The sequence below is a fragment of the Faecalibacterium sp. genome (assembly GCF_052358865.1).
GTDB classification, from domain to species: domain Bacteria; phylum Bacillota; class Clostridia; order Oscillospirales; family Ruminococcaceae; genus Faecalibacterium; species Faecalibacterium butyricigenerans.
The window spans coordinates 1-12512 of the sequence record NZ_DAWCVJ010000002.1; the positions used below are offsets into that span (position 1 = coordinate 1).

11 protein-coding genes are annotated in these 12512 nt (G+C 56.9%); 1 reads left to right on the forward strand and 10 read right to left on the reverse strand.

Features of this window, described 5'->3' with window-relative positions; genetic code table 11:
- The 5 genes from ACT8X9_RS00560 to ACT8X9_RS00580 all read right to left on the reverse strand — a co-directional run.
- Positions 1 to 790: hypothetical protein (locus ACT8X9_RS00560; protein WP_444267770.1), on the reverse strand; the 790-nt coding region annotated here is incomplete at its 3' end.
- Positions 791 to 794: 4 nt separating this feature from the next.
- Entirely contained in the window at positions 795 to 2087 is a 1293-nt protein-coding gene (locus tag ACT8X9_RS00565; RefSeq protein ID WP_444267771.1) for a restriction endonuclease subunit S, read from the reverse strand.
- 2 nt (positions 2088 to 2089) lie between these two features.
- Positions 2090 to 3847, reverse strand: coding sequence for a type I restriction-modification system subunit M (locus ACT8X9_RS00570; protein ID WP_112090143.1), 1758 nt, complete (start codon positions 3845 to 3847; stop codon positions 2090 to 2092).
- Between the two features lie 188 nt (positions 3848 to 4035).
- A complete protein-coding gene (gene rlmD / locus ACT8X9_RS00575; RefSeq protein ID WP_444267772.1) occupies positions 4036 to 5685 on the reverse strand; it encodes a 23S rRNA (uracil(1939)-C(5))-methyltransferase RlmD in 1650 nt (549 codons plus the stop codon).
- A gap of 14 nt (positions 5686 to 5699) precedes the next feature.
- A complete protein-coding gene (locus tag ACT8X9_RS00580; RefSeq protein WP_249234479.1) occupies positions 5700 to 6563 on the reverse strand; it encodes an AraC family transcriptional regulator in 864 nt (287 codons plus the stop codon).
- A gap of 202 nt (positions 6564 to 6765) precedes the next feature.
- Here ACT8X9_RS00580 and ACT8X9_RS00585 point away from each other — a divergent pair, with 202 nt between their 5' ends.
- Positions 6766 to 8058, forward strand: a complete 1293-nt coding sequence (locus tag ACT8X9_RS00585) for a galactokinase (protein ID WP_444267773.1) — start codon at positions 6766 to 6768, stop codon at positions 8056 to 8058.
- 70 nt (positions 8059 to 8128) lie between these two features.
- Here the strand turns inward: ACT8X9_RS00585 and ACT8X9_RS00590 are convergent, their stop codons facing one another.
- The 5 genes from ACT8X9_RS00590 to ACT8X9_RS00610 form a co-directional block, all read right to left on the reverse strand.
- Positions 8129 to 8458 (reverse strand): hypothetical protein, encoded by a 330-nt coding sequence (locus ACT8X9_RS00590; RefSeq protein ID WP_412589746.1) that lies wholly within the window; start codon positions 8456 to 8458, stop codon positions 8129 to 8131.
- A 44-nt stretch (positions 8459 to 8502) separates the two neighbouring features.
- On the reverse strand, positions 8503 to 8958 hold the full coding sequence (locus tag ACT8X9_RS00595) for a hypothetical protein (protein WP_249234482.1): 456 nt from the start codon (positions 8956 to 8958) through the stop codon (positions 8503 to 8505).
- Between the two features lie 323 nt (positions 8959 to 9281).
- A complete protein-coding gene (malQ, locus tag ACT8X9_RS00600; protein ID WP_444267774.1) occupies positions 9282 to 10757 on the reverse strand; it encodes a 4-alpha-glucanotransferase in 1476 nt (491 codons plus the stop codon).
- 18 nt (positions 10758 to 10775) lie between these two features.
- A complete protein-coding gene (locus tag ACT8X9_RS00605; RefSeq protein ID WP_249234484.1) occupies positions 10776 to 11618 on the reverse strand; it encodes a carbohydrate ABC transporter permease in 843 nt (280 codons plus the stop codon).
- Positions 11618 to 12469: a carbohydrate ABC transporter permease gene (locus tag ACT8X9_RS00610; protein ID WP_444267775.1), complete on the reverse strand. Its 852-nt coding sequence runs from the start codon at positions 12467 to 12469 to the stop codon at positions 11618 to 11620. The genes ACT8X9_RS00605 and ACT8X9_RS00610 overlap by 1 nt, the downstream gene beginning before the upstream one ends.
- Positions 12470 to 12512 lie beyond the last annotated feature (43 nt).

Genomic DNA, 12512 nt, shown 5'->3' on the forward strand with positions numbered 1-12512 from the left:
TACCTAGGTCATCATAACAAATTGAATCTACAGGTCGCTTTTGAGATGGAGCAAAATTATTCCGAATGATAACTTGTTCATCATTATAAAAATCTTCAATTGGCCCATCTGGAGTATCTAGCATATAACGCTTTTGAAGATTGATTGAATTAAATTCGACATTATCTCTATAAGACATGAATTTGACGAGAGAACGAGCAGTTTCGATGTTTTTGAAAACATCTTCCAGCGAAAGAGGTTTTTCAAAAATGAAACGCATATAGGCGGTGTTTTGACTGGCTGTAAGTTCTTTCGGATTTACATTATGAGCAGTATACCAACCGATGTCTACTTCAATATTTCCGTAGGGTGTGCCTATTGAATCGCTTAGCATATAGTCATCATCTTTGACGGTATAGCCTCCAGGAATATAAGTTACTGAAATGTTGCGATAGGAAAATAAATTATTTAATACTCCACCGCGAAATTCGATACTATCAAAGGAGTCCCAATTACAATCAGTTCGATTAGAACATTGAACGAGATATGCGGATGTTTGCAGCTCAAAAACTGATGTGAGTGAAGAAGTATTAGTATCGCCGACAAAAATAGCGATACTTTGTCCATCATGTGTCAATCCGTGAATAAACTGATTGTCAGTCTTTAGAGAAAAGGTATCTTGTGGATAGTAAGTATCTTCTCGTTTGATAAAATTGTTCATGATATAAAAGTTGAAATCATTACAATAAAATGAAGCAGAGCCGTTTTCACAATCTAGGATTCCGCTTCTTGGAGATTCACTATCTTTCATAAGTTTACACCTCCCGTTTCCCCGTTACAACCTCATAAATCAAACTTTTCTTATAGCTTTCCAGTTCTTTTACCAGCTGCTCTTTCTTTGCAATCAACCCGTCAATCTCAACGCACTTGGCGTCAAGATAGTCGGCGATTTCTTTTTGTTCTGCGCAAGATGGAACGGCAACAATAATATCCGAAACGGCACTAATGCTTGTATGTGTTAACGCTGAACCAATTTTTGTTAAAGTAAATTGTGTCTTGCCAACATCAGAATTCAAAGAGTAGCAGATGAAACGAGAATCACAGCTAATCGAAGGGGTGGCAATAACCATGGAAACTACATTTGCACCATCAAATTCTGCCGGAACAACGCAGGAAGTACCAATGCTTCCATCACGAACTATTAGAATGTCATCTGTATGGACTTGTGATTTTGAAAGAATACGATTGCTGGATTCATTGATATAGACCATGTTATCTGAAGAGATAAGGTATTCTTTTACGTTTATGCCGCGTAAAAATGGAACAGTTCCGTTTTCGTCAAAATATTCAGAAGGACGTATAACGACACCAACATTGATACGCGAAGAAATCGACTTGATTTTTTGAATAACCCACTCTTTCGGAATCTCCCCAATCCACTCAACCCCGCTATCCTTCATCTCACGCTCACCACGTATGCCTTTGGTAACAGCCTGCGTAATAACAGTCTGCTTGAGCTTTTTGTATTCCTCAATGCTGGAGCGAATTTTAGAAAGCATGATGTCAATATGGGAACATTTTGAATCCAAATATGCGGAGATTTTATTCTGTTCTTTTTCGCTGGGCAATAACAGCGGTTGATTTTTGAACTCTTTGTAGCCCAATGTTTTGCGAATGCCGGCACCCATGTTATGAAAAGCCATTTTGGTTTCATAACCTTTGAAAAGGTAAGTTGCATACTGAGGGGAAATCTTTTTTCTATCTGGAAAAATTGCAAGATAGGCTGAAGTTATTACGCCCTTCTCCTTAACCAAAGCAACACGCAGAGACTTGAAATCATAGTTGAGGTTCAAGCCGTTAATCATAACAGTATCGGGCAAGACGACAGTGTAATTGGTAATGGTATCTGCGACGTAATCATCCATGCTTGCATTGAAATTGGTTTTACTAATAATATTACCGGATTTGAACTGCAAGGCGTTTTGCTCTTGACCATCAGTGTTCTTTGTCCTGACTTCATCAAAACATGAGCGAACAGGAACGATTTCCCACTCCTCCGGAATCTCCCCAATCCATTCAATGCCGCTGTCTTTCATTTTCCGTGCCATGGTCAGCCCTCCTTATGGAACAGCTCTGCCAGCCCGGCGGAGATATCCTGTTCCAGTGCGGTGATGCGTGCCACGATATCCTCCACGGCTTCCGGTGCCTGATACTCGTAGAAATAGCGGGTCATGGGGATCTCGTAGCCCACCTTGGTCTTGCTGTGGTCGATCCATGCGTCGGGGGCGTAGGGCAGAACTTCCCGGGCAAAGTAGGCGTCAATATCCTGCACCAGCGGCACGTTTTCGGTGTCCCGCAGGCTGGTGTCCGGCACGGGTTTGCCGCGTTTCAGGATGACGTTGCCCGCCTCGTCCCGCTGGGGACGCTCCACCACGATCTTGTTGTAGCCGAACTCCACACTCTCGAACACCTTGCTCTCGCAGTAGATGCCGTTTTTGTCGCCGTACACCTTGCCGTTGGCAAACTCGCCGTAGGCGGTGACGATCAGCTCCCGGCAGGCATCGGTGATGTCGTTGCGCTTGGTGCCGATGCTCTTGCGGCGTGGCTCAAAGCAGTGGCTGGCGTCAATAAGCTGCACCTTGCCCGCACGGTGGGCGGGCTTATCCTTGCTGAGCACCCAGATGTAGGTGGAGATGCCGGTATTCATGAACATATCGGTGGAAAGCTGGATGATGCAGTCCAGCCAGTCGTTTTCCAGAATATACTGCCGGATGTTGCTGGGCCCGCTGCCGGCGTCGCCGCTGAACAGGGGAGAGCCGTTCTGGATAATGGCCATCTTGCCTTTGTTTGCCAGCTTGGCAAGGCCGTTCAGCACAAAAAGCTGCTGACCATCGCTGATCTTGGGCAGACCGGGCGCAAAACGCCCCATCTCGCCCCGGGCTGCTTCGGCTTCCACCGCCTTCTGCTCCCGCTTCCAGTCAATGCCGAAGGGCGGGTTGGAGATGATGTATTGGAAGGTGAACCCGGGGAACTGATCTTCCGACAGAGTATCACCGAACCGCATATTGTTGGGGTCGCCGCCCCGGATCATCATGTCCGCCTTGGCGATGGCAAAGGTGGAGGGGTTGAACTCCTGCCCGAAGCAGGTCACCTCAATGTCGCTGTTCAGCTCGTGGATGCGCTCCTCCATGCAGCTCAGCATCTGGCTGGTTCCCATGGCCATATCGTAAACGGTCATGCTGCTGGTATCGAGATCGGCTTCAGACAGCAGCAGGTCGGTCATCAGGTAGATGATATCCCGGCTGGTGAAGTGGGCTCCGGCTTCCTCGCCAAAGCTCTCGGAGAACCGCCGCACCAGGTCCTCGAAGATGTAGCCGCAATCCACGGCGCTGATCTTGTCCGGGCCAAGATAGCCCTTCTCAGAGCCGAACTCCTTGATAACGAGGTAGAGGGTGTTGCTTTCCACCATCCGCTTGATGATGTTGTCAAAGTCGAACTTTGCCAGCACATCCTGTGCGTTGGCAGAGAAACCGGACAGGTAATCCCGGAAGTTGGACTCAATGTTGTCCGGGTCTGCCAGCAGGGTCTCGAAGGTGAACCGGCTGGTGTTATAGAACTGGTAACCGGAGGCCTTCTGCAAAAAGCCGTCGATGACCTGCAGCTTTTTCACCTTCTCGTAGGTGTCCAGCACTGCCTGATGGGTGGGCAGCAGGCAGTCGTGGAATCGCTTCACCACGGTCATGGGCAGAATGACCAGACCGTACTCGTGGGGCTTGAACGGCCCCCGCAGCATATCAGCCACGTTCCAGATCATGGCGGCTTTTTCGGCAATGTTGGCACCTACGGCGGTGATCTTATCGTTTGGCATACGTTGCTCCTTGTTTTTGTGATAGGTGGACATCCTGATTTTACAACAATGGGTGTCCTATAAATCGGATAGCAGGATGCTTTTCCTGAAAAATGATTCTTACATCTATTGTACCACGATAAAAGTGGAAACACCATATTCCGGCAAAAGAAAATGCCCGTCTGAAAATCAGACGGACATACTGTAAATCAAATCATCTGAAAATGCCGCAGAGCCTCCACAATCGCATCCTCTTTCTCCTTCGGACACTGAGGCTGCTTCACATTTTCGGACTTCGCCTTGTGGTGGTTCTCTCGTACCTCCAGACCGCATTTCTGCTTAACCTGCGAGATATACAGGGAAGATACCTTCAGCCCAGTTTGTTCCAACACGCGGGCTTTGATTTCAGGATAGGTCGCACCCTTCTGCAATCCTGAAGTGTCCATGCCCTCCAAGGAGAACTCTACACGGACTTTTTTGGAGTCGATCTCACCCTTGGAAAGTGCAACTACACATTCCACATGCTTCGTTCGCGGAAACAGATCCACGGGCTGCACCTTCTCGGCGCGATACCCATGCTGTCCGAGCCACGCGGCGTCGCGGGCGGCGGTGGAGGGGTTGCAGCTGACGTAGACCACCCGGCGGGGGGACATCTGGACGACGGCGGAAAGGGTCGTCTCATCGCAGCCCTTGCGGGGCGGGTCGAGTATAATGACGTCAGGCCGCAGGCCCTCGGCGGCGAGGCGGGCAGCGGCCTCGCCGGCATCGGCACAGAAGAAGCGGCTCTTGGCGGCGACGGCATCGCCCATCCGGGCGGCATTGGCCTTGGCACTGTCGATGGCCTCGGGAATGATCTCCACGCCGATCAGCTCACGGCAGTGGCCGGCCATCGAGAGGCCGATGGTGCCCATGCCGCAGTAGAGGTCGAGCAGGACATCGTCCGGCTCAAGCTGGGCGTATTCGGCGGCGACGCCGTAGAGGCGCTCGGCAGCCAGCGTGTTGACCTGATAGAAGGAGAGGGGGCCGAGGCGGACGGGCACGCCGCAGAGGGTGTCCTCGATGCAGCCCGGGCCATAGAGGGTCACGCTCTCCTCACCGAGGATGACATTAGTCTTTTTGGCGTTGACATTGATGAGGATGGTGGCAATATCGCGGAACTTTTCCCGGAGCAGAGCTACCAACTCATCGCTGTGGGGGAGCTTCGGGCGGGTGCAGACGAGGCAGACCATGATCTGGCCGCTGTGTGCGCCCCGGCGCAGGAAGATGTGCCGCACGAGGCCCTTGCCGCGCTCTTCGTCATAGGGCTGGATGCCGTGGGCAGCGAAGAAGGCGCAGAGAGTGTTGCCGATGTCGTTCAGGACGCCGGGCTGCAGCTTGCAGTCGGGGCAGGGGACGATGCGGTGGGTGTGCCCGGCGTAAAAACCGATGCAGGGTGCGCCGTCCTTATCGCGGCCCACCGGGAACTGGACTTTGTTGCGGTAGCGGTCTACCTCAGGGGAGGGGAGGGCGTCCAGCACAGGCACATCCAGCCCGCCGATGCGGCGGAAGGCGTCGGCGACGCTCTCCTGCTTGGCACGCAGTTCGGCAGCATAATCCAGATGCCGCAGGCTGCAGCCGCCGCAGGGGCCGGCTACCGCGCAGTCCACCGGGATGCGGTCCGGCGAAGGGGTGAGCAGCTTGTCCAGAATGCCGAAGGCGTACCGGCCGCAGTCCTTGACGATGCGCACCTGCGCCTCGTCGCCGGGGGCAGTGCCCGGGACAAAGACGGCCTCGCCCTCCGACGAGTGGGCCACGCCGCTGCCATCGTTGGAAAGACGCTCGATGCGCAGGGTGAGAAGCTGATTTTTTTGTAAGGGCATGGATGAATTTCTCCTTATGTCTCGTCAGGGGCGGGCTGGACGTCTGCGTCAGCCTGCGAGGTCATATACTTGCTGGGCGGCACACCCTTGGCGCGCTTGAACACCCGCGAAAAATAGAACTGGTCGAGGAAGCCCACGGACGCCGCCACCTCGGCGATGGACAGGGTGCCGCCCCGCAGCAGCTTGCAGGCCTCGTTGACCCGGTATTCGGTCAGGTAATCAATGGGGCTTTTGCCCACGTTGAGCATGAACACCCGGTAGAGGTGGCTGCGGGAGACGCCGACGCTCTTGGCGACGTCGTCGATGGAGATGTCGTGGGAGTAGTTGAACTGGATGTACTTGATGGCGTTCAGGACGTACTGGCTGGAGGAAGAGGTGCTGTGGGGGCGGCTCTCGCTGGTCTCCCGCATCAGGGCGGAGATGAACAGGTAGAGGTAGCCCACCATTGCGGCCTCATCCTGCGGCTGCAATCCGCGAGAGGAGTAGATGCTGCTCAGGGCAGCCCGCATCCCCTCAAGGTCCTGCGTATGGTGGACGGGGGCAGTGTCCGTAAAGGGCAGCTGCGCGGCCAGCTTATGGGCGCAGGCTCCGTTGAAGCCGACCCAGCTGTACTCCCAGGGCTGGGTCTCGTCGGCCGTATAGCGGATGAGCTGGCTGGGGCGAGCGAAGAACAGATCGCCCGGCGTCACCTCGTAGGTGCGCCCGCCGACCTCGAATACCCCCTTGCCGGAGACGACCAGATGGATGAGGTAGTGGTCCCGGATGCCGGGTCCCCATGTCTGCCCCGGAGCGCAGCGCTCCAGACCGCAGTTGAAGATAGACAGCTCGATGTTGTTGGTGTAATTCTGTTTGAAGGACTGTTTATAGACGTCTGCCATTGCGGTTCCCTCCTGCCTGTTGGCTCTATAGCCAAAGTATACCACATTTGCCCCTGCAAATTCAACAAAAGTACATCTTATTCTTTGGGCTGGACACCAAAAATTACTTTTTTTGCGGGTTGAAATTGCAAAATGGCACCGGATGCATTACAATAGCGGTAACAAACCGAACATCTCAGAGAGCGCAGGGGAGGGGTTCTGGATGGCAACCAGCAGACAGCTCAGAGACGAGATCGCAGCGGGAAAGCGGGACGCCGCGCTGGCCGCGCTCTACGGCGGTAGCAAGAGCGTGCTTGACCGTCAGCGCAGCCGCTACTGCGCGGCACTCGACCAGTTCGAACTTTACTATGGGCCGGGGCGGCAGGTGCAGGTCTATTCTGCCCCTGGGCGCACCGAGCTGGGCGGCAACCACACCGACCACCAGCACGGCTACGGCCTTGCGGGCGCTGTCACCCTTGACCTCGTGGCGGTGGCGTCCCGGAACGAGGACGGCTTCATCCGGGTCAAATCCCGGGGCTTCAACAAACTGGACGTCATCGACCTGACCGAGGCCGAGCCGCAGCAGGGCGAAAGCACCCACTCGGCAAGCCTCATCCGGGGCATCGCCGATGGCCTCCGCACCAAGGGGTTCGGCATCGGCGGCTTCGATGCCTACACAGCCAGCGATGTGCTCCGCGGCTCGGGGCTTTCCAGCTCGGCGGCCTTTGAGATGGGGATGGCGGTCATCCTCAACACGGAGTATGGCTGCGGCCTTGATGCCCCGGCGCTGGCCCGGATCTGCCAGTTTGCGGAGAATGCCTATTTCGGAAAGCCCAGCGGCCTGCTGGACCAGCTGACCAGCGCCGTGGGCGGTGTGCTCTTTGCCGATTTTGCCGACCCGGCTGCGCCGAAGATCGAGAAAATCCACGCCGACGGTGTCCTGCCGGAGGGGATGACCCTCTGCGTCACCGACACCCGGGCCAGCCACAGTGAGCTGACCGGCGAGTTCGCGGCCATCCGGAAGGAGATGGAGGCAGTGGCGGCCTGTCTGGGCGGAAAGGTGCTGGGCGAGGTCAGCGAGGCCCGCTTCTGGCAGGAGCTGCCCCGGCTGCGGGCGTGCTGCGGCGACCGCGCCGTGCTGCGGGCCATCCACTATTTTGAGGAGAACGCCCGAACCCTTGCCCAAAGAGAAGCGCTCACGGCGGGGGACTTCGCCGCCTTTGTCCGGCTGGTGGAGGCGAGCGGCCACTCCTCCTTTGAACTCTGTCAGAACGTCTACTGCGCCGCCTCGCCCCAATATCAGGGCCTGTCGGCGGCGCTGGCTCTCAGCCAGAGCATCCTCGCAGGGAGCGGGGGCGCATGGCGGATGCAGGGCGGCGGCTTTGCCGGGACGATACAGGCCTTTGTGCCGGATGCACTGGTGGAGCGCTACTGTGCCGCAATGGAATCCATCTTCGGCCCGGGCTGCTGCTATCTGCTCTGTCTGCGGGAGCAGGGGGCGATGCAGGTCCTGTGAACACAAAGAAAATGCCCTGCGGCATGGTGGAGACCCACCGCCGCAGGGCATCGTTTCGTTTGGGGAAAGCTCACAGGCGCTGGGCTTTCATGTCCTCGTGCAGAGCGTGCATATCATTTCTGTAGTTCTCGATGTCCGTCGCTGCCTTGCTGGGGCCGCCGAACAGGAAGGTGTGGACGTTTTCTGCCACGTGGAATCCGGCTTTGACCACATTGAACAGCAGCATCGGGATGAACGAAATGGAAAGGGACAGCAGCCCGCCTCTAAAGAAGAAATCATTGAGGCGGAGGTGGTCCGTAAATGAGTCCCAAGCGTCGCGGAAGGCTCCGCCGCCGCCCAGAAGCTCCTTTTCTTCTTCCGTCACAACAGCATAGGAAGAAGGCATCTGGATACGTTTCATACAACGACTCCTTTCTATCGCTCCATCGGGTCAGGCAGAAGCGCTTATGCAGCCGCCAGAACGCCGGCCTGTGCCGCCGCGCGGTTGGCCTTGGTCTGCTCGTAAGCGTTCTTCAGCTCGATGTAGAGGGACTTTGCCGTGTTATAGATCTGGATGCCCTTGAGGACGCCGTACCAGCCTGCGAGACCGCCGACGACCACGGTGCCGACCTTACCGGCCTTGCTCTGGCCGTCCCAGTAATAGGAGACGGACTGGGACAGGGTCAGGCCGTCCTCGTGCATCAGAAGCAGGCCGCCCACGGCCGCCGTAAGGGCAGCCTTGCCCATCAGCTGGGCGAAGTTGACCGTGAAGTTCACAGCGGCAGTGAGAAGGTTCTCGGGGTGAAATTCGATGAGGTAAGAACCGATCTGAAGGGCACCGCCGTCGATGTAGGTCATCTCGTCGGCAGAGATGACGGCATAAGCAGCCGGCATCATCGGACTCTGATATGTAAGTTCCATAGGGGGAATGCTCCTTTCACACATACGCTCCGCCGGAGACGGAGACTAAACTATTTGGATTATAGCATAACTGCCGAAAAACAACAAGAGAGCGCAGAAACAGAATCGGAACGGGATTTGGGACACCAAAGCATAAAAATCAAGTGAAACAGACGGAAAAACGCTAAAATATAAAGAAGATGCCCCGGTAAAGGCTCCGAAAAAATGTTGTGTTAAAATTTCGCTGAAAACACAGAAAACAGCAGCGCCCCATCTGCGTTCCGGTAAGGGAGCGGCAGGCGGGGCGCTGCTGCTATCAGGATGAAGCGGAGAATGGGGAAAGCTCAGAGTTCCTCGCCCGGTACGCGGTGGTACAGCGCGGTCAGCGCGGCGATGTGGGCACTGAGGGCTGGGGTGAGCGGCTGGGTGAGCCGCCACTGCCAGTTCGCACCCTGCGTACTGGGGGTATTGATGCGGGCCTCGGCGTCCAGATGGAGCCAGTCGGCCAGCGGGATGATGGCCATATCCGACACGCAGGAGAGGCAGGCGCAGATCATGGCTTCGGTGAGGTCTTCCGGTGTACAGCGCAGGTAACGGCAGGCGTAGGCCACGTCCTCGGGGCTGGCGCTCTGACGCCAGCCCTCGGTGGTCACGTTGTCGTGGGTGCCGGTGTAGACCACGCTGTTGCGGGGGTAGGTGTAGGGCAGATAGTTGCCCGGCTCGCGGCTGTCGAAGGCGAACTGCATGATCTTCATGCCCGGGTAGCCGCTGGCGGCCAGCATGGTCTTGACCTCGGGGGTAAGGTAGCCGAGGTCCTCGGCGATGATGCCGCCTTCGCCCAGCGCCTTGTGCATGGCGTCGATGAAGGCCCGGTCAGGCCCCTTCTCCCAGTGGCCGCCCGCAGCGGTCTTATTCCCGGCGGGGATGGAATAATAGCTCTCGAAGCCCCGGAAATGGTCGATGCGGACGACATCGTAGATGGAGGTGGCGTGCTTGATACGCCGTTTCCACCAGCGGAAGTCCTCGGCCTCATGGCGGGGCCAGTCGTAGAGCGGGTTGCCCCAGAGCTGGCCGTCGGCGGCAAAGGCGTCGGGCGGGCACCCGGCCACATTGGTCAGATGGACGGCTCCATCGGTCTGGAACAATTCCGGACGTGTCCAGAGGTCGCTGGAGTCCGGGCTGACGTAGATGGGGATGTCGCCCACCAGCTGGATGCCGTGGCCGTTGGCGTAGGCCTTGAGGGCATTCCACTGGGTGTAGAAGAAGAACTGCACGGCCTTGTGGTAGTTCACCTCAGCGGCCAGCCGCGCCTTGGCGGCGGCGAGAGCCGCAGGCTCCCGGGTGCGCAGGTCATCGGGCCAGTCGGAAAGTCCGGCCTGCTGCTGCTCGGCCTTGACGGCCATGAAGAGGGCATAGTCCTCAAGCCAGTCGCTCTGGGCCTCGCAGAAGGCCTTGTAGGCCGGAGTGGGGGCCGCCAGCAGACGCTTCGCCGCCTTGCGAAGGACGACGGGCCGCTGCTGGTAGAGCGCGCCATAATCGATGCGCTCTGCGGGCTGAGGGGAGGGAAGCTCGTCCTCCGTCAGCAGACCATCTGCTGCCAGCAGCCGGTAATCAATGAAGTAGGGGTTGCCTGCAAAGGCAGAGAAGCTCTGGTAGGGGCTGTCCCCGTAGCCTGTGGGGCCGATGGGTAAGATCTGCCAGTAGGTCTGCTTTGCAGCCGCAAGGAAATCGACAAAGGCGAAGGCTTCGCCTCCCAGCGTGCCGATGCCGTAAGGCCCCGGCAGGCTGAAGACGGGCATCAGAATGCCGCTCGCACGCATGGATGAAACCTCCTTGTCTTAGCCCTTGACTGCACCTGCCACGACACCCTCGATGATGTACTTCTGGCAGGTCATGTAAAGGATGATGATGGGGATGATGGCGATGATGATGCAGGCCATCATGGGAGCCAGCTCCACGCGGCCATAGCCGCCGCGGAAGTACTGGATGGCCATGGGGATGGTGCGGTACTTCTTGATGTCCAGCACCAGCGTGGGCAGCAGGTAGTCGTTCCAGACCCACATCGTCTCAAGGATGGCGGTGGAGATCATGGTGGGCTTGAGGATGGGGAAGACGACCTTGAAGAAGATCTGGATGGGGTTGCAGCCGTCGATCATGGCGGCTTCCTCGATCTCCATGGGGACGCTCTTCATGAAGCCGGTGAACATGAAGACGGCCAGACCGGCACCGAAGCCCAGATAGATGATGCAGATGTTCCACGGGGTGTTCAGATTGAGGGTATCAGCGGTCTTGGAAAGGGTGAACATGACCATCTGGAAGGGGACGACCATCGAGAAGACGATGAGCAGGTTCATGAACTTGCTGAGCTTGTTGTTCACGCGGGTGAGATACCAGCCGGTCATGGAGCAGCACAGCAGGATGAGGGCCACGCTGGACACGGTGATGACGAGGCTGTAGCCGAGGCTGGACAGGAAGCCCATCTTGGTGACGCCGTAGATGTAGTTGGACAGGCCTGCGAAGGTCTCCGCAGTGGGCAGCTTAAAGACCGTGGAGGTGGTGAAGGTGCCCTCCTTCTTCAGGCTGTTCAGCAGGATAAGGACGATGGGGTAGATCCAGAGCAGGCACAGCAGGCTCATGATGACGGTGAGGACGTTGTCCCACATTTTTTTCTCTTTCGGCATTACTGCTGCACCTCCTTGGAGCGGGTAAATTTAAGCTGGATGAGCGAGATGACCACGACGACGAGGAAGAATACCACGGCCTTTGCCTGACCGATGCCCTTCCACTGAGCGCCGGAGCGGCCGTAGAAGGTGTTGTAGATGTTCAGGGCCAGCATCTCACTGGCGTTTGCAGGCTCACCGGCGGTCAGAGCCACGTTCTGGTCGAAGAGCTTGAAGCTGTTGGTCAGGGTAAGGAAGGTGCAGATGGTGACGCTGGGCATGACCATCGGGATCTTGATCTTGAAGAGGATCTCACGGTCGTTGGCACCGTCGATCTTGGCTGCCTCGATGAGGTCGCCGGGGACGCTCTGCAGGCCCGCGACGTAGATGATCATCATGTAGCCGATCTGCTGCCAGCACATCAGGATGACCAGACCCACGAAGCCCGCCTTGGCGTCCAGCGCCAGCAGGGGCTTCTGGAGGTTGGCCAGCACGCCGTTCAGCAGGATCTGCCAGATGTAGCCCAGCAGGATGCCGCCGATGAGGTTCGGCATGAAGTAGACGGTGCGGAAGAGGTTGGTGCCCCGGATGCCCCGGGTGAGCACCAGTGCGATGGCGAATGCGCAGACGTTGATGAGGACGGTGGACACCACGGTGAACGCCGCCGTGAAGCCGAAGGCGTGAAGGAAGGTGGAGTCCGAGAAGACGCTGAAGTAGTTCTGCAAGCCCACGAAGGTGGTCTTGCTGACGGTGGTAAACCGCTGGAAGGACAGGTAGACGCCCCAGATGAAGGGCCAGATGAAGCCGATGATGAACGCCAGCAGGGTGGGCAGGACGAACACCGGCCAGTATTTGCTGATGGCCTTTTGCATGATATACCTCCCGAAAAAGAAGGGGGCGGGCGAACCGATCGCC